Source organism: Novosphingobium sp. FW305-C-30-35 (assembly GCF_058783135.1).
Genome location: NZ_JBYSYJ010000001.1, coordinates 3,279,248 through 3,302,375, shown reverse-complemented (window position 1 = coordinate 3,302,375; position 23,128 = coordinate 3,279,248). Strand labels below are relative to the sequence as shown.

The window sequence follows — 23,128 nt, the reverse complement described above, 5'->3', positions numbered from 1 at the left end:
CACCATGGCCGACCGCAATCCGCAATCCTGCCGGATGACTACTTCCCGGGATGCAAACGCACCGCAAGGCCACCGCCCGGCGCCAGCCAGGCCGGCAGGACATCGCCCTTCTTCACCTTCAGCGTGGCATAGGCGATACGGTGCCGGGCCTCGGTCTCGTAAGTAGCGCCCTCGCCGTCCTTCCACACTGTGGCGGTATAGGTCTTGCCCGGGTCGAGGAAGTCGAGGCTCAGCGAAACGTCGCGCGCCGTCGCATCGTTCACGCCCCCGACATACCAGTCCTCGCTGTTGCGGTCCTTGCGTGCAAAGATCGCGAAGTCACCCACCTCACCGGCGATCAGGTGGCTCTCGGACCAGTCGGCGGGCACCTGCTTGATGAAGGCCAGTTCCCTGGGATGCGCCTCCAGGCTCTCGATGAAGTCCGCTGCCATCTGGATCGGGGAATAGAGGGCAAGGTAAAGGCCGAGCTGCTTGGCAAGCGTGGAGGCCAACGGCACCTTGTTTGCGCCTTCAAGGCTCAGCACGCCCGGCGTGTAGTCCATCGGCCCGGACAGCATGCGGGTGTAGACCAGCGTAGGCTCGTGGTCCGGTCCGTTGGCAAACTGGCCCCAGGCATTGTATTCCATGCCCCGCGCGCCTTCGCGATCGATCCAGTTGGGATAGGTGCGGCGCAGGCCAGTGTCCTTCACCGGTTCGTGGGCGTTGACGACGATGCGATACTTCGCCGCCATCTCCACGACCTTGAGGTGATGCTGAACCTGCCGCTGGCCGTCATGGTATTCCATCTTGTACGTGTCCGGCGTGTCACCGGGGGCAAGGATGCCACCGGCATCTGCGACATAGCCGGTCTTCACCGCCCGAACGCCCAACCGGTCGTAAAGCTTCATGGCGTCTTCGAGTTGGGCCTCGTAGTTCGCGATATTGCCGCCGGTTTCGTGGTGGCCGATCAACATGACGCCCTTCTTCGCGCCGTATCTGGTGACGGCTTCGATATCGAAGTCGGGCGTTGCCTGGGTGTAGCTGAAGTCCTTGCCGTTGCCGAACCATGTGCCGTTCCAGCCTTTGTCCCAGCCTTCCACCAGCACCCCGCCGAAACCGTGCTTGGCGGCAAAGTCCATGTACTGCTTGGTCCGCGCGGTCGTCGCGCCATGTTTGGGCCCTTCGGCCCACGACCAATCACCGCGGATCATGCCCCACCAGATGCCAATGTACTTCATCGGCTTGAAGTAGGAGACATCGCCGATCTTGTTGGGCTCGTTGAGGTTCAATTCGAGGTCGTTCTCGACCAGGCCCTTGGCACTGTCGGCGATGCGCAGCGTGCGCCATGGAGTGTTGAATGGCACTGCGCGTACAACCTTCGGGCCTCTGGACGAAGGGGCCAGTGTCGCACGGAACGAAGTGCCGGTCTGACGCTTGAGCCACATTCCCGAATAATCGACCAGTGCGGCTTCATGGAACGACAGGTGGGTGCCGTCATCGAGCTTCATCGTGATCGGCGTGTGCGCGGTGGAGACGGCGTCGATTGGGGTCTTCTGGTAGACCTGCTCGTAACGGTTCCATTCGCCGCCGGGGATCCACCATGCGGTGCCGTTCTGCGCGACGTTGAACTCGGTCAGTTCATCGGCGATCTTCATCACCTTCATCGCGGGCTGTTCCGGGATCTCATAACGGAAGCCGAAGCCGTCATTGAACAGGCGGAAGCGCACATTCATGCGTCGGGCACCCCAGTCCGGCGTCTGTTCGAACCTGACCAGCAATTCATTGTGGTTGTCGCTGACATAGCGACGCTCGCCCCACGGCTGTTCCCAGGTTTCCTTCCCCGATGCGGTCTCGCTGCCGACGATCTTCTGGCCGCGCTGCATCGTCGGCCCGTCGCTGGTGATGAAGCCCAGCATCGACGACGCCAGCAGCAGCTTGCCCTTGCGGGTCAGGCTGTAAAGCGGGTGCCCGTCATTGTCGGTTGTGACGGAAAGGACCAACGATCCGTCCGGGGATGATGCGGTCACGGTTTCAGCAAGAGCCGGCGAAACGAGGGCGCACGAAAGGGTCAGCGCCAGCGGCGCTGCAACGTTCAGAAAGTTACGCATCAGATCCTCTCTTCGATCAGCAGTGCGCCAAACGGCGGCAACTGCCCAACAGTGGCGCCGTTTACCGACGCGAGTTCCTTGCCATCCCGAACCAGTCCTTGCGGCCAGACCACCGGGACGGAGGACAGGTTGAAAAGTCCTGCAATCGATTGCTCTCCCGAGACGCGACGGATAGCAAGCAGGCATTCGTCTGCATGGACAACCTGGAATGAGCCTAGGCGTAGCGCATCGTTTTCACGGCGCAGACGCAGCAGGCGCGTGGTCAGATTGAGCAGCGACGACGGATCGGCTTCCTGCCGGTCTACCGCGCGCGCCAGATTCTCTTCGCCCAACGGCAGCCACGGCGCTCCGCATGTGAAGCCCCCCTCGCCTGACTGCACCACCCACGGCATCGGCGTGCGGGCCCCATCGCGTGAAAGCGTCAGCGGCCAGTTGGCAATCGCTTCCGGGTCCTGCAACTGCTCGAAGGGGATCTCGACCTGGGTCAACCCCAGTTCCTCGCCCTGATAGACGATGATGTTGCCCCGCAGCGACGTGAAAAGCATGGCCTTCAGCCGTGCAAACGCCTCGCGATCATCGAGGCCGCACCAGCGCGACAGTGCGCGGGGAGCGTCGTGGTTCTCGAAAGCCCAGCTCGGCCATCCGATACCCGGCGTGTCCGGCCACTTGGCAACGGCCTGCTCGACGAACTTCGGAGTCAGCTTGTCGGCATAGAGGAAGTCGAAGCCATAGGCGCTGTTGAGATGATCCTCGCCCGCGGTGAAGGCTTTCATCTCGGTCTCGGCCAGATCGCCACCCACTTCGGCCACAGTGAACACCGCGCCATACTGATCGCACAGTTCCCGCACGCGCTGGATGAACCTCAGGATATCCGGGTGCGACTGATTGTAGATCTTGAGCTGATAGTCAAAGGGGCGCGTCTTGCGACGCCCGTCATCGGGCGCTGGCGGATTATCGCGCAGCGTCGGGTCATGCATGAGGAAGTTGAGCGCATCGAGACGGAACCCGTCCACGCCACGATCCAGCCAGAAGCGCATGACGCCAAGCAGCGCATCTTGCACATCAGGATTGTGCGCATTCATCTGCGGCTGGCTGGAAAGGAAGTTGTGCAGGTAATACTGCTTGCGCCGCGCATCCCACGTCCATGCCGGACCGCCAAACACCGATTGCCAGTTTGAGGGTGGCGAACCGTCGGCTCTGGGATCGGCCCAGACGTACCAGTCCGCCTTGTCGTTCAGCTGATCCTGTCGGCTTTCCTCGAACCATGGATGGAGGTCCGAAGTATGGGCGTAGACCTGATCAATCGTGACCTTCAGCCCCAGTTCGTGGGCGCGTCTCACCATTGCGTCGAAATCGGCGAGCGTGCCGAAAATTGGATCGACGTCACAATAGTCGGCCACGTCATAGCCGAAATCGCGCATCGGCGATTTGAAGAACGGAGAGACCCAGATTGCATCCACGCCGAGGCGCGCCACGTGCTCCAGACGTTGCGTGATGCCCGGCAGGTCGCCGATGCCGTCACCATTGGAATCACAGAAGCTGCGCGGATAAATCTGATAGATCGCAGCGCCACGCCACCACGGCACGTCAGGCTGTGGCTTGGTGCTGGGAAGTACGGCTTCGGAAGTCTTCATCGAACGGTAGTTTCCGGGGAGGGAGCGACACGGCAAACCATGCTGCCGAAGGCGGGTAGCTCGACCGTAACGCTGCCGGGCGCGGAAACCTGCGCCGGGCATCGCCCATAGAGCGTCTCAAGGCTTGCTGCGGACACCCCGATCACGCTTTGCATGGCGATCGGCTTGTCCGAGGTATTGAAGGCTATGAAGTATTCGGTACCGCTAACCGGATCAAAGCGGGAGACCGAAAACAAGCCGGGCGCTTCCGAATACGTTCGCGTAACCTGCCGACCTCGCGCCAGCGCCGGGTGGGCCTTGCGCAGCTGGGCCAGGGTCGCGATCAACCTGTAAAAAGGGTGGGCCGGATCGAAGTTGGCCGTTGCGGTGGTTGCCGAAGTGCCAAGCAGACGATTGTCGTTGTAGCTCGCGACCTTGCTGGCGAACATGTCCTCGCGGGCGTCCTGATCGTTGCCATCGCCCACAAAGCCCTGCTCGTCGCCAGAGTAGATCACTGGCGAACCACGCAGGGTTAGCAACATCACATGGGCAAGCTCGACGCGCCTGGTAAGTTCGGCGTCTGAAATCCCCGGCATGTCCTTGGCGAGCAGCGTGGAGAACCGGCCCATGTCGTGATTGCCAAGGAACGTCGGCATCGCCAGCGCGGCTTCTTCGCCGCCCTCATAGAGCACATCGCCATCGAAAGTATCGGCAAGGACCTCGGTGCCCTTGCCCTGCCCCAGCACGGCGCGCACCGCGCCCTGCAAGGCGAAGTCCAGCACTGCCGGATAGCCGTCACGCCGGGTGTAACGGGCTATGGTGCCGGGGTCCGACCCTTCGTGCGCCACTTCGCCGAAAATCGAGAAGTTGGGTATGCCGGCCTGCTTCGCCGTCTCCAGCATCGCAGGGATAAACGCCTGCCAAAAACCCGGATCGACATGCTTGGCCGTGTCGATCCGGTAGCCGTCGATGCCGAACTGCCTGATCCAATCGGCATAGATCTCGATCATGCCGGCGCGTACCCGGGGATGCTCGGTGAAAAGGTCGTCAAGGCCGGCGAAGTCACCGAAGCGGCTGTTCTCGCCGCGGAACGTGCTGTCACCGCGGTTGTGGTAATAGATCGGATCGTTAAGCCAATCGGGCACCTTCACGTGCGCTTCGGCTGGCGGAACGAATGGCTCGTAGGCGAAGCCGGGATTGGTCAGCTTGGCGAAGTTGGCTGCACTCGAGTCCGCGTCTCCGGCGAACCCAGGATTGACCGGCTCACCATTCACGCCACCCTTGCGCGAATAGGGCCAGTTCGCCTTGTCGCGGTAGGTGTACTGGCCATCCTTGTACTGGATTACGTCAGCGGTGTGGTTGGCGATGATGTCCATGTAGACCTTCATCCCACGGGCGTGGGCCGCGTCGACAAGCGCCTTGAAGTCGGCATTGGTGCCGAAGTGCGGATCGACGCGGGTGAAGTCGGTCACCCAATAGCCGTGGTATCCGGCACTCTCGAGCCCCGGCCCGCCCTGCACCGGCTTGTTCTTGAAGACCGGTGCCACCCAGATCGCGGTGGCGCCAAGCCGCTGCAGGTAGTCTAACCGCTGGGTCAGCCCCTTGATGTCGCCGCCGTGGTAGAAGCCCTTGGCGGCGGGATCAAAACCGGTCTTGTAGCGATCTCCCTTCAGGCCGCCGCGATCATTGGCCTTGTCGCCATTCTCGAACCGATCGGGCAGGAGGAAATAGATCGTCTCCCCCGCTGCCGGACGCGCCCGGACTTCGGCGAGCGGCACGTCGGCCTGCGCGGGTTGCGAGGCGAGCAGCGCCAGAAGAGAAAGACCCATGACCTTACGCATGTGCCGGCACCTGTCCGCAAACATGCGACACGTATTCAGCGTGAGACGGCATTCGGGCAACGTCCTTTTCGTAGGCACCGCGCACGGTATCGAGGAAGGCTTTGAGGCTTTCGAGCGCAACCTGGTCGGCAAGCGGATGCCAGCGTGCGGGCACGACACCCTGCCCGATCATGACCTGCACCCAACCGGGCACGTCGAACAGTTCGTCGTGTTCGCGCACGATGCGTCCCGACGCCCGGAACATCGCAAGACGTTCGCCCAACGCATCGGGCAGTTGTCCGGCTGCCTCCATCTGCCGCAGAGAGTCCCAGAAGGGTTCGCCGTGCCTGCCATTGGCGACGTAATGCAGGATCACGAAATCGCGGATGCGCTCTATTTCGAAAGTTGCGAGGCGGTTGTAAGCATCGCGATCAGCATCCTGCACAGGGCCATTGGGCATGAAATCGACGAGGCGGCTGATTGCGGTCTGGATCAAGTGGATCGAGGTGGATTCCAAAGGCTCAATGAAGCCGGAGGAGAGCCCGATCGCCACAACGTTCCGCTCCCAGAACTTCTCGCGCCGCCCGGCCTTGAAGCGGATGGTGCGCGGATCGGCCAGTTGCTCGCCATCGAGGCGGCCGATAAGCCGCGCTGTGGCTTCGTCTTCGCTCATCAGGTCGGAGCAGAAGACGTGGCCGTTTCCGGTACGATGCTGAAGCGGAATGCGCCAGCACCAGCCGGCGGGCTGGGCAATTGAACGGGTGTAAGGAACAAGCGGCTCAGCCCTGTCGCAGGGCACCGCCACTGCGCGATCGCATTTCAGCCACTGGCTCCAATCGACATAACCGACGCCCATCTCCTGACCCAGAAGCAGGCTGCGGAAGCCAGAGCAGTCCACAAAAAGATCGCCATCGATCACGTCGCCACGTTCAAGGCGAAGTGCCGCCAGATTGCCGTTCAGCACATCGCGGTCGAAACCGACGATCCGCCCCTCGATCCGGCGAACGCCACGGCCTTCAGCGTAACGCCTGAGGAATGCGGCATAAAGCGAGGCGTCGAAATGGTAGGCGTATGGCATCGGCGGCAAGGCGCTACCTTGCGGACGGTCGATATGCGCGAACTTGTTTGCATCGGAAGCGACGGCGTTGAGCACGTATTCGCCCAGCGGACCGGCAAGGCCATGTGCACGGCCTCGCAGCCAGTAGTGGTGGAACGGCAGAACACCGAGGCTGCGACCCGTAAGCCCGAAGCCGTGGATGTAGCGGTCATCGAAACCACCCCAGCCTTCGAAAGCGATCCCAAGCTTCCAGGTGCCATGCGTTTCGCGCAGGAACTGGGCCTCGTCGATACCCAGTGTCTGGTTGAACAGGCGAACCATCGGGATGGTCGCCTCACCGACGCCGACCGTGCCGATTTCCTCGGACTCAATTAATGTCACCTGCCAGTGCGGCGAAGCCAGCCGGGCAAGAGCAGCGGCGGTCATCCATCCTGCCGTGCCGCCACCTGCAATGACGATCCTGCGCTGATCTGTAGCCGACACGTCCGTTCTCCCGCAGTGAATTCTCTCGAGAGTGCCTTCTGCGGGCACATTCTTGCAACGTCTCTGTCCCGAAAGGGTGGAGGGAGCGGGATGAGGCCGCTCCCTCCGGAGGGATCAGAACTTGTAGTTGAAGCCTGCCATGAAGCGACGACCGTAGGTCTGGTAGTTGCGGATCTGCAGCGGTGCGCCATTGTCGACCGAAACGAAGGGCTCGTCGGTCAGGTTCTGGCCCTGCACGAAGAGGGACAGGCCATTTAGCGGGCTGCTTTCCTGGAAGTCATAGCCGATCTGCGAATCGACGATGGTTTCCTTCAGCGCGCGGCGCAGTTCACGCTCGCCGCCGAAGCCGACAAAGATTCCTTGGAACGACGAGCGGTGACGGGCCGAGACGCGGGCGTTGAAGCCGGCCTTCTCAAAGAACAGCGTGCCCGAAGCAACCCAGCGCGAGTAGTCCGGAAGGTCCATCGAATTGGCGTTCGGACCCGGCTTGATCGAGGTCTTGGTGTAACCAAGCCCGCCCGTGAAGCCGAAGCCCTCGAGCGCCGGGGTGATGACTTCAAACGGCAGGGTGCCAGCGAGTTCCACACCATAAAGCTTGCCACCCGAACCGTTGACCGCCGTGTTGATCGTACCGACGAAGTTCGTGATCGGAACCGGGGCGACGATCGGCAGGCCGGTGTAGTCGTACGGGACAACGTCCTTGTAGATGTAGTTGTCGAGCTTCTTGTAGAACATCTGCAGGCCGACGTAGCCCTTGCGGCCGAAGTACTTTTCGATGTTCAGGTCAGCTGCCCATGCACGATACGGACGCAGTTGCGGGTTGCCGCCGTTACCGGTGATCACGCCGCTGTTGACGTTGTAGCTATAGTCCAGGCTAACCTTCATGTCCTCGAAGCGCGGACGCTGGATCTCGCGCGCTGCGGCAAAGCGTATCACCCAGTCACCCGGAATGCGGAAATTCAGGTTGAGGCTTGGCAGGATGTCCCAGTAACGCGCGCCGCGGGTGACAGGCACCAGCGAGGCAGCCGCAAGGTTCACGAAGCCACGCGACTTCTGCTCGGTGTTCTGTGCAAGAACGCCGATATTGCCGTCCATCTCGACATCGCCGAGCGTCGCCTTGAGGTCGCCCTTGAGATAGATCGACATGACGCGCTCGGTGACCGAGTAAGCCTTTGCCGGAACGTCCTTCGAAGCGTTCAGCGTCTTTACGTAGACTCCGTCTTCGAGCAGCGCGAAGGGATCGTAGCCGATGACCGGACCGGCACCGATGAAGCCAAGGTCGGTCGCGCCCGTGCGGTACTTCTCCGGCACGACCAGCGACTTGGCGCCGCCGGCGAGGTTCAGGAAATACTCGACCGGCGTCTTTGCCTTGGTGCGATCGACGTAAGCCGTGCCGACCGTCAGCTTCGAGAGGAAGCTGTCTTCCAGTTCCTTGCCGACTTCGACCTGGAAGCTCTTGATCTCGTCGTCGATGACGCGGTCGTTGTAGTAGCCCTCCTGCGAACCATTCGGCGCGCCGCCACCCCAGCCGAGCGGGTCGGTCAGGACGATGGTGTTGTAGTTGCCATAATCGAGGACGTGGCTGGTGAAGCTGGTTCCGGTCGGACCGCTGACGAAGGTCAGCGTATCGGTCGCACCGACGCCAGCGCCCGGGCCGGTGCCCGCGTTGGTTTCAAGGGTAAGTTCGTTGCGATCGGTCTTCGAGTAGCCGAAGTCGAACGAGGCCGACCAGCCATCCTCACCGGCCCAAGCAGCGTTGAAACCGCCCGAGAAGATGTCCGAGTTGCGTTCGTAGCCATGATTGTTGACGACGGCCTCGACGCCCGAGAACGTGCCCTTGGTGATCAGGTTGCCGTTGGTCTCGATACCGGTAGGCGACAGCTGCGCACCACTCCAGGCCAGCGGAAACTCGATGCCACGCTTGATCTGCTTGTCCTTGAAGTTGCCGTAGAAACCGTCAACGGTCAGGGTCAGCTCGTCGACCGGCTTGAACTGCACGGTGCCCTGGATGCCGAGACGCTTGAGCTGCGTTGATACGCCAAAAGGCTTCATGCCGCCGATGATCTTGGTATTGTTCGGGCCGTCGGCGTAACCCCAAGCCTCGAATTCCTGAGCCTGATATGGCTCATCGGTGTAAGCAGCCGACAGAGCAACGCCAAGGCGATCTTCCATGAACTGGCCGACATAGGTCGCCGTCGCACGATAGCCGAACTCGTTGCTGTCCTTGTTGACTTTGCCAAGGTCAGCGTAAGTGCCGCGGCCGCCGAACGAGAGAAGGCCCTTGCCGAATTCCAGCGGACGGATCGTCTTGATGTCGACGGTGCCGACGAGGCCTTGGTGGACAAGGTTCGCCTGCGGCGTCTTGTAGACGTCAACGCGGCTGACGATTTCCGAAGGGAACTGATCGAACTCGACGTTGCGCTGTTCGCCCGTCGAGGTTTGCGGGCGACCGTTCAGCGTGGTCGAGGAAAGGTCCGCGCTCGAACCGCGGATAGCGATCGAGTTGGCGCGGCCGAACAGGCGCTGGGTGGTGAGACCCGGCAGGCGAGCGATCGATTCACCGATTGAGGCATCGGGCAGGCGGCCAATGTCTTCGGCCGAGACCGATTCCACGATCACCGGCGAGGTCTTCTTGACGTTGACGGCCGTGGCGAGCGCGGCGCGGAAACCGGTCACGACGATGGCCTGCTCCTGCGCCTCCGGAGCCGCGTCAGTTGCCTGCGCCTGATCCTGCGCCGGGGTGGCGTCCTGCGCCATGGCCGGAGTCGCAACGAGGGCGACTGTCATCGCTGCGAGCGATACGCCGGCAGCAGCGGATAATGTGCGAATTGCCATGTTGAAATTCACTCCCCCAAGCCGGAAGCTCCGACCCTGAACCTTCTGTTGAAACCGTGATTGCACTCGGCGGTGCCGCTGATCCCGGCCTTCCGCTCCACCTCGGTTTAAGGGAGCGATGAAGAATGGCGAATATGGCATACGTATACTATGCATGCGCCGCCCCCCGGATTGGTTTCAGTTGATGCTATTTGGCAACGCTCCCGCCGTGAGAAAAACCCTTGGGAAATCGGCATTTCCCAATGATTCTGGCAGCGCAACCGCCGAGCCATTGCATGACTGAGACATCACGCATAAAGTCCGGGTTGACCGACCACGGGACCACACCGGGCGGTGGGAGTGATCGGGATATGGGGCGCAGGCCTTCCAACAAACCAACCAGTTTCGACATTGCCTACCTTGCCGGCGTATCCCAGCCCACCGTGAGCAGGGCGTTGCGAGGCAGCAAATCGGTCAGTCTCGCGACACGGCAGAAGATCGAGGCGATTGCTCGACAACTCAATTACACGGTCGACAAGAATGCTTCTTCACTGCGTTCGCAGCGGTCGAACACGTTGGCTCTGCTGTTCTTCGAGGATCCGACGCCTGATGAATCCAACATCAACCCGTTCTTTCTCGCCATGCTGGGATCGATCACGCGGCATTGCGCCAATCGCGGTCTTGACCTGCTGATCTCGTTCCAGAAACTGGATGACGATTGGCACAAGCGTTACCAGGACAGCCATCGCGCGGACGGACTGATCCTGCTTGGTTATGGCGACTACACGGCATACGAGCCGCGACTGCGCCAGTTGATCCGCTCGGGCACGCATTTTGTACGCTGGGGCTCGGTTGACGACGGCACGATCGGGGCCACGGTCGGATCGGACAATTTCGGTGCGGGGCGGCTTGCTGGCGAGCACCTTCTGGCAAGTGGACGCAAGCGGATCGCTTTCCTCGGCCAGGCGGATTCGCACTATCCGGAATTCGAGCAGCGCTATGCCGGCCTTGCCAAAGCTGTGGTGACTGCAGGCCTCGCGCCGGACCCATCCCTGCTTGTCGACGCCGTTTCATCCGAGGAGAACGGCTATCACGCTGCGCGTGAGCTTCTATCGCGGGAGGCGTCGTTCGATGCGATCTTTGCCGCGAGCGATCTTATCGCGGTAGGCGCCATGCGCGCACTGTCCGAAGCCGGACTGTCGGTTCCCGACGATGTCGCCGTCGTGGGCTTCGACGACATTCCCGCTGCCGCATTCACTTCGCCTCCGCTGACCACGATCATGCAGGATATCCGGCTGGCTGGTGAAGCTCTGGTGGAAAGCGTCCTTGCACAAGTCGAAGGTCGCCCAGGCAACCCACGCGTGCTGCCGGCGCGGCTTGTGGTTCGGGCAAGCAGCGGCGGGTGAACCGCCAACGGTCTTGGTATTCGTATGCGCATCGATTGCAGGAACGCCCGGATTCTGCGACTTCGCGACGCCTGATTGCAATGCAATGGCCGCGTGAGACGGCCACCTGGCGCGCCAACAGCGCCCCGATGGAGAGCCGATGACCACCTCGATCCGCCAACCCGCTAGGGAAAAACCCAGGCAGAGTTTCTGGGGACTGTGGAACATCAGCTTTGGCTATTTCGGCATCCAGATCGCTTTCGCACTGCAAAACGCAAACGTCAGCCGCATCTTCCAGTCACTTGGCAGCTCCGTCGACGATCTCGCATTCCTGTGGATCGCGGGGCCGGTAACGGGCCTCATCGTGCAGCCGCTGATCGGTTATCATTCGGACCGGACCTGGGGTTTCCTTGGCCGCCGCCGCCCCTATTTCCTTGCCGGTGCGGTGCTCGCCGGATTGGCCCTGATCGGCTTGCCCAACACCGGACTGCTCCTGCTCGCCGCCGCCTTCCTGTGGCTTCTAGATGCTTCGCTCAACGTCGCAATGGAGCCCTTCCGCGCCTTTGCCGGAGACATGACACCGGACGACCAACGCGCGCAGGCCTTTGCCTTTCAGACGTGCTTTATCGGCGCGGGCGCCGTGCTCGGCAGCCTCGCGCCGGCGCTCTTCAACTGGCTCGGTATTCCTAACGTCGCGCCGGAGGGGGTGATCCCGCCGTCCGTCCGCTACAGCTTCTATCTCGGCGCGGCAGCGATGGTCTTCAGCGTGGGCTGGACAGTGCTCAGAGTGCGCGAATACTCACCCGATGAAATGGCAGAGTTCGATCCGGGCTCCGACCACGATCATGGCGCGGAGCACGAGCCACTGATCTATCCGCGCAGTGGGCCGTTCTGGACGATTGCCGGAATCGTGATGCTTGGGCTTGTCCAGGCGCTCGCCCTGGACAAGCAGCTTTACGTGCTGGGAGCCGGGCTTTGCGCATTCGGCCTCATCCAGATCGGCGTTCGTGCCACGTCAGCCCGAGGAGCGCTTGCGCACATCGTCAGCGACCTTGCCCAGATGCCCGTCCAGATGCGCCAACTGGCATTCGCGCAGTTCTTTACTTGGATCGGCTTTTTCATTGTCTGGATCTACACCACGCCGGTGGTCACCGCACAGGCGTTTGGCGCGACCGACACGACCAGCCTTGCCTATAACGAAGGCGCGGACTGGGTCGGGATAATGTTCGCATTCTACAACGGCGTTGCCGCAGTTGCAGCGTTCGTGCTGCCAATTCTGGCGCGGCGCATCGGCAATGCCGCAACTCATGCAGTTGGCCTTCTGTGCGGGGCGGCAGGTTTCGTCGGGATTCTCCTGATCCGCAACCCGGATGCGCTGCTCCTGCCGATGGTCGGCATGGGGATTGCCTGGGCATCGGTGCTTTCGATGCCCTATGTCATTCTGACAAGAGTGCTGCCGCCGCGAAAGTTCGGGATCTACATCGGCATCTTCAATTTCTTCATCGTCATACCCCAACTCGTCGTGGCGACACTGATGGGTGGTGTGATGCGCAGCTTCTTCCCCGGAGAACCGCGCTGGACGATGCTGGTGGCGGCCTTGATGATGACGGCGGCAGCAGCTGCCATGATACTGGTTAAAGAGAATGCGAAAGTGACGGGCGAATGAGCAATAAGGGTCTGATCGGAGCTGTCGAAGCTGGCGGCACCAAGTTCGTACTTGCGCTTGCGACGCATGAGGGTGAAATCCTCGCCCGCACGCGCATGCCGACGAACACGCCGACCGAGACATGGCCGGCGATGCAGGCGTTCTTCGAAGAGGCAAGCGCGCAGCATGGTCCGATCGCGGCGTTCGGCGTAGCAAGTTTTGGCCCTATCGACATCGACCCGACGTCGTCCGCCTACGGCACGTTCACCACCACGCCCAAGCCGGGCTGGTCAGGCGCACGGTTTCACGACGTGCTGTCCGGATTTGGCGCCCCGATCAAGGTGGATACCGACGTGAACGGCGCTGCGATCGGCGAATGGATGGCCGGGGCGGGTCAAGGCTGTCGCACCCTCGCCTACACCACCATCGGCACCGGGGTTGGCACGGGCGTTGTGCGCGATGGCCAGTCGCTGATGGGCATTTCGCACTTCGAGAGCGGCCATATCCAATCGCCGCGCGATCCGTCGCGCGATCCCTTCCCCGGCATCTGTCCCTATCACAGCGACTGCCTCGAAGGCCTGGCTTGTGGTCCAGCCATAGAGAAGCGGTGGGGCACCAGCCTCGACAAGCTCGGGGCAGAGGAAGTGGGCATTGTGGCCGACTACATCGCCCACCTCGCCTCGACACTGGTGCTGCTGCACATGCCGGACCGGCTGATTTTCGGCGGTGGCGTGATGAAGGCGCCGGGGCTGGTCGAAGCGGTGCGCAAGGCTACGGTTGGCCAGCTTAATGGCTATGTTCAGCATCCACGGCTCGACGCCGGGCTGGAAAGCTACATCGTCACGCCGGGCCTTGGAGATGATGCGGGAATCACCGGCGCCATCGAACTCGGCCGTCAAGCGCTCGCGGTAAGGTAACGGGCAGAAAGTGTGCCGCTGCCGCGCAACGCCCATGCCTCACCGGCAAGGCGGTGCTGCAAGGTGAGGCAATCTGCCCCAGCCCCTGCGACGATCTCGATGCTGCCGTGGTCGAGCCAGATCTCGACTTGTCCATCGCCGGTGAGCTCCATTTCGCACTTCCGATCAAACTGGGGCGTTAGTGCATCCTTGCGCACGACCTCGATCCTGCTTGCCTTGCGAGAGCATGCGAGAAAGCGTCCCGCGTCATCGGAAAGCGTGAAGCTCCACTCGCCAGCATCCGCCGTCAGCATGGCACAACCCGGCAGCGGAAAGCAGCCGTGATCCAGCTCGATCTTCTCCGCTCCACCGAAGAGTGCGCGGCATGATGGTTCGATCGACTGGACGAGCACGAAGCCGTCCTCGCGCCGCCTGAGCGAAAGCCTGCGAGGGAGGCTCATCGCACCGCGCCACCCTTGCAGCGGCAAGTGCTTCTGAACGGCATGGTTGCCCATCCAGCCAATCCACGTCGGCCTGTCTAGTCGGTCGCGTGGTTCCGTCCAGCCAATAGCCGCGTAGAACTCGTCGCCGTAGTCGGCCACCTGCCAGGCGCTTTCGGCTTTGAACCGGATACCGTCAAAGCTGCCGGCCCGATAAAGAGCGCCCGATCCCGGCGCGCCTGAAAGCACATCGACCTTGAACAACCAGCGTGTCTCAGCGGAGCCTTCAATGGGTAGTTCGACGAGAAACGGGCATTCCCACAAGTGTCCCGGCGCGCCGTCTGTCGATATCTCAGACAGCTCTTCCCATGATTTCAGGTCGCCCGATCCATAGATCAAGGCGCGATTCTCGTCGGACAGGACCACGGTCATGATCCAGCGCTGCGTCGGCTCATGCCAGAACACGTTGGGATCGCGGAAGTCTTCCATCTTGCGGTCCAGCACCGGGTTTGCGGAATACTTGGTAAAGGTGCGCCCCTGGTCGGTGCTTGCGGCAATGCATTGGAACTGATGCAGGCGATCGGTTCTGGCGCCGGTGTAGATTGCGATCATCGCGCCATGTCCGAAGCCAGCACTGTCGGCATGATCGATGACTGCCGAACCCGAGAAGATCATGGTCTGATTTTCCTCGGCCAGTGCCACCGGCAGCTCCCGCCAATGTGCGAGGTCCGACGAAACAGCGTGCCCCCACGACATGTGCCCCCATTCTTCACCGAAAGGATTGTACTGGTAGAACATGTGCCACGCGCCATCCTGCCAGACGAGGCCGTTGGGATCGCTCAGCCAGTTGACGGCGGGGGCATAATGATAGCGAGGGCGCATCTCAGGCCTTTGCGGGTGGGTTGGGGATTGCGGGAGCGGGAACGACATCGAAAGCGATGGTCATTCGCTCTCCATCAGTGAACGGCACAGTGCCGTGCCACATCGTCGAGGGAAACAGCACGAGCCGACCTGGCTTGGGCTCGATCGAGCCGTAAGGCTCAAGCGCCAGAGCGAGTTCGGGCGGCGGTTTTCCGAATTGCAGGTAACCCGCCGGCGCCGCCCCCCGCCGGGGCTCCTCCGGCACGGTAACGTAAAGTGCAGAGCTGATCCAGCCCATAGGGTGCGTGTGCATCGCGTGATATCCACCGGGCCGCAGCTTTACCGACCAGCTACCGGCGAACAGAGACCGCCCCCGCGGCGCAGCAAGCAGCGGGTGCGCGGGGTCAGGCGAGGATAAGTCGGCGATGTAGCGTGCGACTGCCACTTCGATCCTGCTCCTCGCTGCAGCGATGACGGGATCGAACCGCAGCAGCAGCGGCCGCTCGGTCTGTGTGCCGCCGCGAACTGACTGTTCGTGCCAGGGTTCGTTCATGGTGTGAAGCCGGCGAAGCGTCCGTGCCAGTTCCGCCAATTCTTCAGCGCTGAAGCCAAGATCGAACGCCCGGACATCGCGCATCCCGCCGTCGAGCCAATCGACACGGGCATCACCGAGGAGCCGCCAGGCAAGCGAAAGATAGGGCCAGAAAGCGCGCATTGCTGCGGTTCCGGCGTGGCGCAGGCAAACGTCGCGGCCGCGTTCTATCTGCCCACCGCGCAGGAAGTGTCGAACGCGGGCGAGATCGAGCCCCACGTCCTGAACGTGTTCCACGCCGTCGAACAATGCCGCGTTGTCCGCCGCTTCACCGCTCTCGCTGGCAATGAACAGCTTGCCGAGCAGCGAAGGTTGGCGTTCGCCCAATGCCGCTTCGGCGTCTGCTATGACGGCGCGGGCATCGTCCCATTGCCGGGCCGTGGCAAGCACGTGGAACCACGCCATCCTCAGGCCGAAGTTGGCAGGATCGCGCTCGATCGCGGCTGGAAAGCTGCGCGCGAAGTCCGGATCGCCGACAGTCGCACGCATTCCGCACAGGCAGCGGTGACCTTCGATCCAACCGGGATTTGCAGCCAGCACGCCTTCCAGCAGGTCTTCACCTTCCAGCTGTCGTCCTTCGGCCGCCAAGGCAGTCGCACGGCTGCGCTGGAGGTCTATCCGCTGTGGCTGCAGCCTTGCCGCCTCGGCGTAGAGGTCTGCAGCATTCAGCCCCGCCTCAAACGAGATCTGCGCCAGTCCCAGCGCCGCGTTGGGATCGCCAGGCGCGGCTTTGGCCGCCAGCAGGATCGCGTCCAGAGCACCGCCAAGGTCCTGCACTTCGCGCAACGCGACGGCGCGCCGGAACAAGGCTTCCGCCTCGCTCATGCCGCGCAGTTGGCCTTGATGAACTGCTCATGCGTGGGTTGCTGAAGCGCAGCGTGGTGCATGGCGGCCCGCAATTTGCCAAGCCACTCGCGTCCGTCGATCCCGCGGTAGTCTGCAAGCGGATCGGTGCGCTCTGGAATGTTTCCCTGCCCGACGTGCACCGCCAGCCACGACGGCGCGCCGAACAGGTCGGCATCGCGCTGAACCAGGCGGCCGTAGCGACGGAAATGCTCGATCTTGGTCTGGAGCGTATCGGGAATGTCCATTGCCGCGCAATAGCGCCAGAGTTCGGAGTCATCGCGCGTCGTGAGCTTGTAGTGCAGGATCAGGAAATCGCGGATCCGCTCGTACTCGTTGATGGCAATGCGGTTGTACTCCTCGATCACGATGGGATCGAAGGTGCGGTCGGGAAACAGGGCAAGCAGCTTGGAAATGCCGGCCTGGATCAGATGAATCGAGGTTGATTCCAGCGGCTCCATGAACCCGCTGGAGAGGCCAACCGCAATGACATTCTTTTCCCAGAAAGTCTTGCGCCGACCAGTGACAAAACGCAGCGGCCGGGGATCGGCCAACGCCTTGCCATCCAGGCGCGACAGGAGCTTGTCCGCAGCCTGATCCTCGGACAGGAACTGGCTGCAGAAAACGTAGCCGTTGCCAGTGCGATGTTGCAGCGGAATGCGCCACTGCCACCCCGCTTCCCGCGCAGTCGACCGGGTGTAGGGCGTCAGCGGCCCTGCATTCTCGCATGGTACGGCCATTGCCCGATCGCACGGCAGCCAGTGCGTCCAGTCCTCGTAGCCCGCCTTGAGCGCACCTTCGATCAGCAGGCCGCGAAAGCCCGAGCAATCCACGAACAACTCCGCTTCGACCGCTCGCCCATCATCCAGCGTTACCCCTGTGACAAAGCCGGTCTCGGCGTCCTGCTGCACGCTGGCGACCTTGCCCTCGATGCGCGTCACGCCCCTGGCTTCTGAGTATTCGCGCAGAAACCTTGCATAGAGGCCTGCATCGAAATGATAGGCATAATCGAAGGTCGAAAGCACATTGCGCTGATCTGGCATCGGCGGAGCGAACCGGTTCTCCCTTGCCAGAGCCCACGCCATCGAATGCTCGTCCAGCGGCGAAGCCTCGCCCGCTTCACGCGCCCGCAGCCAGTAGTGGTGAAGGTTGACGATATCGAACGCCCGTCCATGCGGACCGAACGGATGGAAATAGCTGTTGCGGAGGCTGCCCCAGTCAACAAACTCGATGCCGAGCTTGAAAGAGCCCTTGGTCTTGCGCACGAACTCGCGCTCGTCGATCTGGAGCGTCTCGTTGAAGGTGCGGATCGGCGGGATCGTCGCCTCGCCTACGCCGACCGTGCCGATTTCGTCGGATTCGACCAGCGTGATGCTGCAGTTGTGCCGCAGCGCCTGAGCCAACGCCGCCGCTGTCATCCAGCCTGCAGTGCCACCACCGATCACCGCGATAGAACGGATCATCAGGTCGGGATTGCTCATGTCATACAGCTCATTCAGGCCTGCCTCTTGTTGGCGTCCCTTCTGTCCTATCGCTCTTCCGGCGATATTGGAACGGAAGGGCGGAACGCATCAGCGCCCCGCCCCTCCCTCATGCGACCCGAGGTGACCGGGAGAGACGCCAGGCCTCTCCCGCCAGCATCAGAAGTTGTAACGGACCGAAGCCGAAACCGTGCGGCCCAGTGCAGGCGCACCGCCGATCACGACCGGGTTGGCAGTCGTGTCGGCAATGCCGCCGTTGCCGCGCAGGTCGAAGGTATCGAACACGTTGTAGACCTGCAGGCCGAGTTCGAGGTCCTTCATCGGATAGACGCGAAGCGACGGGTTGAAGATGGCCTTGCCCGGATACTCGAAGCCCGCATCGTCAATCGCGCTGGTCTGCCCGGTCATCGCCACGCCGACGGTGGCGATATCGCCGATGTCGTAATTGGCCGATGCCGTGTAGATCAGGTCAGGCAGGTTGGGCGAACGAGTATAGGACGTGGCACCTGCCGACTGCCGCTTGGCCTTCGAGTAGGTTGCGTTGCCGACGAAGCTGAAGCCGCCGTTGCGATAGGTTGCGAAGAATTCCGCACCGGTCGACTTGAACTTGGCATCGATGACGCAACCGCCAGAACCACCGGGGCAGCGGGTGGCCGACAGCTCATAGGTCGACTGCTTGAAGTTGCCCTTGAGCAGCGTCATTTCCATCGTGAACTGGCCGCCGAACAGATCGCCACGGCTCTTGATGCCGAGTTCGTGCTGGGTGACGAAGTCGACCGAAGGCGTCACGCCGTCAGCCGAGCAGCCGTTGCTGCCGATGTCGCTCGCACGGCACAGCGCACCGTCGTTGCGGATCTTGCCGCCCAGCGTCTGACGGTCGCTGTTGAAGCGGCCACCCCGTGAGGTGCGGGCGAAGATCGTCACGTTCGGCGTGACCTTGAACAGACCGCCCACGGTCCACGAGGTGTAACTGCGGGTATAGTTCAGGTTCTCGCGCACGCCGTTGGCAGTGATCGCAGGGATGGTCACGCCATTGCTGTTGATCGGGAACTCGGCCCCGCCGCCGATGGCATAGCCGGTCGACTTGATGCGCTCGAAGCGGACCGAGCCGTCGAGCCCGAACTGGTCGTGGTCGAAGTCGAGCGAGAGGTACGGCGCCGTGTTCGCATACGACAGGTCGTAGTCGCGAGCGCAGCATTCGCCCCAATTGTTGTTGTAGCCAGAGGTGCCGGCCTGGGTCAGCTTGTTGCCCGCGCTGTCGAACAGATCGAGCTGCGAGGGGTTGTCGCCGTTCAGTTCGCGCAGCGACTTGTTGACGTGCCAGTCCATCGCGATCTTCTGGTTCATGTAGAACAGACCAGCGCGGGTGGTCAGCTTGCCCGATGCGACGTCGAACTTGCCGGCGAGGGTCAGGTCATTGGCAAAGCTGCCAATGTCGCGGATGTTGGTGCGCACGTTGACGTTGTTGTCGAGGTAGCGATCGGTAAACAGCTGACCGGCCTTGGGACCGCTGGCATAGCGGATCGCGGCGACGGTGCGGCCGTTGACGGTCGACCCGAGCACCGACGAGGTCAGCGCGGTGTTGAGGAACGGTGAGGCAAACGCACCGCTCATGCTGGTGTAGCGCATGTTGTTATCGACAGTGATCCCGCCGTCGAAATCATAGTGGAACTGGCCACCGAAGGACTGCGCCTGGGTGGTGATGCCGTCCATCTTGACGCGCTCGAGGTTGCCCTCACGGTTATAGATGAGGAAGTCCTGATTGTAGATCGAGTAGTTCGAGGAATCACGACCATCGAAGCCCGGATAGGGGCGAATGTTCGAGACCTTCTTGCCGGTGATCGTGGCAAGTGCGGGTGCGCCGGTGTAGTTCGGCTCCTGCGTATCGGCCACCTTGAAGTTGAGGCGGAAATAGCCGCGCCCTTCGTTGAACTCCTTGGTCAGGTTGCCCTTGACCTGGAAGGAATCCGACACCGTATAGTCCGCCTTCAGCGGGCCACGACCGTTCTTCACGTAACCGCCGATGTGGAAGTACATCGTGTCGTTGATCGGACCGCCATAACGGAAGTCGGCGCGGGTCTCGTCATAGCCGAGGCCGCGGTTAATCGAGACGAAGCCGCCCTCCTGCTTACCGGTGTGGCTGATGTAGTTGATCACCGCGCCAGGTGCCTGCGAGGCAAAAGTGCCGGCCGAACCGCCACGAACGCCTTCGATGTTCTGCACCGATCCGTCGAAGCGGGTCCAGTAATCGTTGTTGCCGAACTGGATATCGCCGAACAGCACGGTCGGCAGGCCATCTTCCTGGATTTGCACGAACGGCGAACCACCGGTGGCGACCGGAAGACCGCGCACGGCGATGTTCGAGTTGCCGCCTGGGCCGGCGGTACCGGCAACCTGGATGCCCGGGATGGCGCGGAACACTTCGGCTTCTGAGGTAGGACGGATCGCCTGAATGGTCTCGGACGAAATCGAGCTGACCGAGACTGCGCTGTTGAGCTGCGTCTTGTCACGGCCCGATGCGGTCACGACAATAGCGTCAAGGCCGGTTGTCTCAGGAGCGGCTTCGGCGCTGTCAGCCTGTGCTGCGTCCTGCGCGAGAGCGGGCATGGCCGACATCGCGCTGCAGAGCGCGACAAGCGAGGCACAGCCGTAAAGGGGTGTAAGCTTCATATTTCCTCCCACCAAGATGCTCCTGCAGCACCTGCAGGAATCAGTCAGATGTTCGCTAAACCCTACTGCAATCGTTTGCAAGTCCAAATAACAATCGATTGCATTCGATGCGCAAATCGTGTTTATCATGCAACACCGGGCGCCGAGCCCTACGAGAACTCGGGCACCATAGTCATTGACACGCCGCCTCCGTGCGGCGCATCAATCGCCCGAAGACATTGCGCAAAATAGCGCAGAGAAGCGCTTGTGCAGGACATGCATTTTCCATGGACGACGTAAAAAAGCCCGGCAAGATCAGGAATATTGCCGAGTTAGCCAAGATTGCTGGCGTTTCCGCCGGAACGGTTTCGCGCGCACTTGCCGACAAATCCCTGGTAAACAAGGAGACCCGAGAACGCATCCAGGCCCTGGCTCGGGAACACGGGTTCCGCCCCAATCAGATGGCCCGTCGGTTGCGCACGCAGCAGACCGGCGTGATCGGCGTGGTCATTCCACTTGGCCATGAACGGCGCCAGCACATCTCGGACCCCTTTTTCATGACGTTGTTCGGCTACCTCGCCGACGAGCTGACAGAGAGCGGACACGACCTTATGCTCTCTCGCGTCATTCCTGGGGACGACGAGTGGCTCGACCGTATCGTGGACTCCGGCATGCTCGATGGCGCCCTGGTCATCGGACAGTCAAACCAGTTCGACGTGATCGAACGGGTCGCAAAACACTATCGACCGTTGGTCGTTTGGGGCAGCTATCGCGAGGGTCAGGTCCAATGCACGGTGGGCGTGGACAACGCGGCTGGCGGAGCGCTCGCAACACGGCGCCTGCTGGCGCGCGGAGCCAAACGTCTCGCCTTCTTCGGTGATACCAACGGACCAGAAATTGCCGAACGCCTGCGCGGTGTAGAACGGGCGATCGCCGGGCTATCCGATGTCAGTCTTGCCAATTTTCCGACCCACCTGGCAAGTGATGAGATGGCAAGCCAGATAACAGCGCATCTCGACTCCCTTGCCGGCGAAGTGGACGGCATCGTGTGTGCATCCGACATCATCGCGATGACAACCATCCGAATTCTCCACGAAAGAGGAGTCACCGTCCCGGATGACGTTGCCGTCACCGGTTTCGACGACCTCCCATTAGCCGCCCGGATGGTGCCGCAGTTGACCACCGTGAAGCAGGACATCGCCGAGGGTGCCAAGGCAATGGTCGATGCGTTGCGCCGCAGGATTGCCGGAGAGGATGCTCCATCGACTGTCATGCAGCCGGAACTGGTCGCGCGCGAAAGTGCCTGATCTGGATCAGGCAATCGTCACACTGTCGCCGTCAAAGTTCAGGGAAAAGCGCGGTGCAGGTGTTCCTCCGAAATTGCTGCGCAGCAATGCAGGGCACTCTGCAGTGGTTCGCCCTTCCATGCCCCAATAATCTACGAAGCTCCACACGACGCCTTCTCCAGTAACCCACCAGCTGTATGACTGCTTGGCCTCGGCGTCGGGATTGGCGGCGACGAGGCTCGTCCCGTTGATCGGTCTCCACGGCCCTGCCAGGCTGTCGGCCACCATGCCGTATAGTGCATTCGGACCAGCTACCGCACCGGGGGCAAAGGTGTGGGTCTGCGTGGACCAGAACAAGTAATAATGTCCATCGCGCACGATCACGTGGGGGCGCTCAAGTTCATTGTTCACCCCTGTCGCTTCGATCAGGGGATCTCCAAGCTTCCACTCGCCCTCCATCAGGGTCGCCATGCCGACATTTCCATTGAAGGCGTGATCGGTCCAGGCAGCACTGCCGGTAAACAAAAGATGGGCCAGCCCGGTTGCGGGATCGCGCAACCAGGCCGGATCACGAAACCCCTTGATCAGGCCGGGCGCTCCCGCATCCTGCCTGTCATAAACATACCGCACCCCGTCTGCGATCAGGATTTCGCGCGGCTCCTGCCATTGCCCCGGGCCAGCGTCACCCAACCGCCCCACACTCGAGAAGATTCGCTGTTCGAAAGTCATCGCCTGTTCGCCGCGCCGGCCGGCTGCGGTGAAGAAATGCTGCACGGTTACGCCGTCGTCCATCAGTACCGCCGATCCGGCCCATTCGCGGCTGCCGGGCGTCATGCCATCGGGAAAAGCACTCCCGTGATCGATCCACCCCCCATCCCCGATCGAAAGCAGCCTGATCCGGGCATGACCATGACGTTCAACCGGGTCGGCAAAAACCGGCGCAGAGAGAAAGAACCACCAGCTGCGGCCCAAATGTTGCACTGTCCTGCCATCTTCGTGAGCAAGTGGCCAGCAGTCCCATAAATCGATGTGGTCAAACAAACGCACCACATCGTCCCTGCCGATAATCGGGATGCGGGGTGCATCGCCAAAGCATGTTGGTTCCCAACGGCTCGCACCAAACGGTGCTACCTTCTGGATCAGCGCTGAAATTTGAGACATCGTGAGCTTTCTCGA

The 23,128-nt window shown here is 61.9% G+C and carries 14 protein-coding genes; 4 read left to right on the top strand and 10 right to left on the bottom strand.

The genetic code is table 11. From position 1 onward, the window contains the following. Positions 1–38: 38 nt before the first annotated feature. From AC3WLM_RS16285 to AC3WLM_RS16265, 5 genes are all read right to left on the bottom strand, one after another. Positions 39–2,087, bottom strand: a complete 2,049-nt coding sequence (locus tag AC3WLM_RS16285; protein WP_492477999.1) for a glycoside hydrolase family 97 protein — start codon at positions 2,085–2,087, stop codon at positions 39–41. After that, positions 2,087–3,721: an alpha-amylase family glycosyl hydrolase gene (locus AC3WLM_RS16280; RefSeq protein ID WP_492477998.1), complete on the bottom strand. Its 1,635-nt coding sequence runs from the start codon at positions 3,719–3,721 to the stop codon at positions 2,087–2,089. The genes AC3WLM_RS16285 and AC3WLM_RS16280 overlap by 1 nt, the downstream gene beginning before the upstream one ends. Next, complete coding sequence (locus tag AC3WLM_RS16275) at positions 3,718–5,541, bottom strand: alpha-amylase family glycosyl hydrolase (protein ID WP_492477997.1); 1,824 nt, start codon at positions 5,539–5,541, stop codon at positions 3,718–3,720. The genes AC3WLM_RS16280 and AC3WLM_RS16275 overlap by 4 nt, the downstream gene beginning before the upstream one ends. Further along, the gene (locus AC3WLM_RS16270) at positions 5,534–7,060 is read right to left on the bottom strand and encodes a tryptophan halogenase family protein (protein WP_492477996.1); all 1,527 of its coding nucleotides are present in this window, start codon (positions 7,058–7,060) and stop codon (positions 5,534–5,536) included. The genes AC3WLM_RS16275 and AC3WLM_RS16270 overlap by 8 nt, the downstream gene beginning before the upstream one ends. 114 nt (positions 7,061–7,174) lie before the next feature. Next, the gene (locus AC3WLM_RS16265) at positions 7,175–9,895 is read right to left on the bottom strand and encodes a TonB-dependent receptor (protein ID WP_492477995.1); all 2,721 of its coding nucleotides are present in this window, start codon (positions 9,893–9,895) and stop codon (positions 7,175–7,177) included. A 350-nt stretch (positions 9,896–10,245) separates the two neighbouring features. On the opposite strand from AC3WLM_RS16265, the gene AC3WLM_RS16260 reads away from it, so the two are divergent. The 3 genes from AC3WLM_RS16260 (at position 10,246) to AC3WLM_RS16250 (ending at position 13,821) form a co-directional block, all read left to right on the top strand. After that, the gene (locus AC3WLM_RS16260; RefSeq protein ID WP_492477994.1) at positions 10,246–11,280 is read left to right on the top strand and encodes a LacI family DNA-binding transcriptional regulator; all 1,035 of its coding nucleotides are present in this window, start codon (positions 10,246–10,248) and stop codon (positions 11,278–11,280) included. Positions 11,281–11,419: 139 nt separating this feature from the next. Further along, the gene (locus AC3WLM_RS16255) at positions 11,420–12,925 is read left to right on the top strand and encodes an MFS transporter (RefSeq protein WP_492477993.1); all 1,506 of its coding nucleotides are present in this window, start codon (positions 11,420–11,422) and stop codon (positions 12,923–12,925) included. Beyond that, positions 12,922–13,821, top strand: a complete 900-nt coding sequence (locus AC3WLM_RS16250) for an ROK family protein (RefSeq protein ID WP_492477992.1) — start codon at positions 12,922–12,924, stop codon at positions 13,819–13,821. The genes AC3WLM_RS16255 and AC3WLM_RS16250 overlap by 4 nt, the downstream gene beginning before the upstream one ends. Here AC3WLM_RS16250 and AC3WLM_RS16245 read toward each other — a convergent pair. From AC3WLM_RS16245 to AC3WLM_RS16230, 4 genes are all read right to left on the bottom strand, one after another. After that, complete coding sequence (locus tag AC3WLM_RS16245; RefSeq protein WP_492477991.1) at positions 13,800–15,122, bottom strand: glycoside hydrolase family 32 protein; 1,323 nt, start codon at positions 15,120–15,122, stop codon at positions 13,800–13,802. The genes AC3WLM_RS16250 and AC3WLM_RS16245 overlap by 22 nt on opposite strands. A 1-nt stretch (position 15,123) precedes the next feature. Further along, complete coding sequence (locus tag AC3WLM_RS16240) at positions 15,124–16,518, bottom strand: 2OG-Fe(II) oxygenase family protein (protein WP_492477990.1); 1,395 nt, start codon at positions 16,516–16,518, stop codon at positions 15,124–15,126. Next, positions 16,515–18,017, bottom strand: a complete 1,503-nt coding sequence (locus tag AC3WLM_RS16235; protein ID WP_492477989.1) for a tryptophan halogenase family protein — start codon at positions 18,015–18,017, stop codon at positions 16,515–16,517. Before AC3WLM_RS16235 ends, AC3WLM_RS16240 begins: the two co-directional genes overlap by 4 nt. A gap of 159 nt (positions 18,018–18,176) precedes the next feature. Next, the gene (locus AC3WLM_RS16230) at positions 18,177–20,687 is read right to left on the bottom strand and encodes a TonB-dependent receptor domain-containing protein (RefSeq protein WP_062346798.1); all 2,511 of its coding nucleotides are present in this window, start codon (positions 20,685–20,687) and stop codon (positions 18,177–18,179) included. 266 nt (positions 20,688–20,953) lie between these two features. Between AC3WLM_RS16230 and AC3WLM_RS16225 the strand changes: the two genes are divergently transcribed. After that, positions 20,954–21,973, top strand: a complete 1,020-nt coding sequence (locus AC3WLM_RS16225) for a LacI family DNA-binding transcriptional regulator (RefSeq protein ID WP_052242042.1) — start codon at positions 20,954–20,956, stop codon at positions 21,971–21,973. 6 nt (positions 21,974–21,979) lie between these two features. Here the strand turns inward: AC3WLM_RS16225 and AC3WLM_RS16220 are convergent, their stop codons facing one another. Then, complete coding sequence (locus tag AC3WLM_RS16220) at positions 21,980–23,113, bottom strand: glycoside hydrolase family 68 protein (protein WP_492478145.1); 1,134 nt, start codon at positions 23,111–23,113, stop codon at positions 21,980–21,982. Positions 23,114–23,128: the final 15 nt, after the last annotated feature.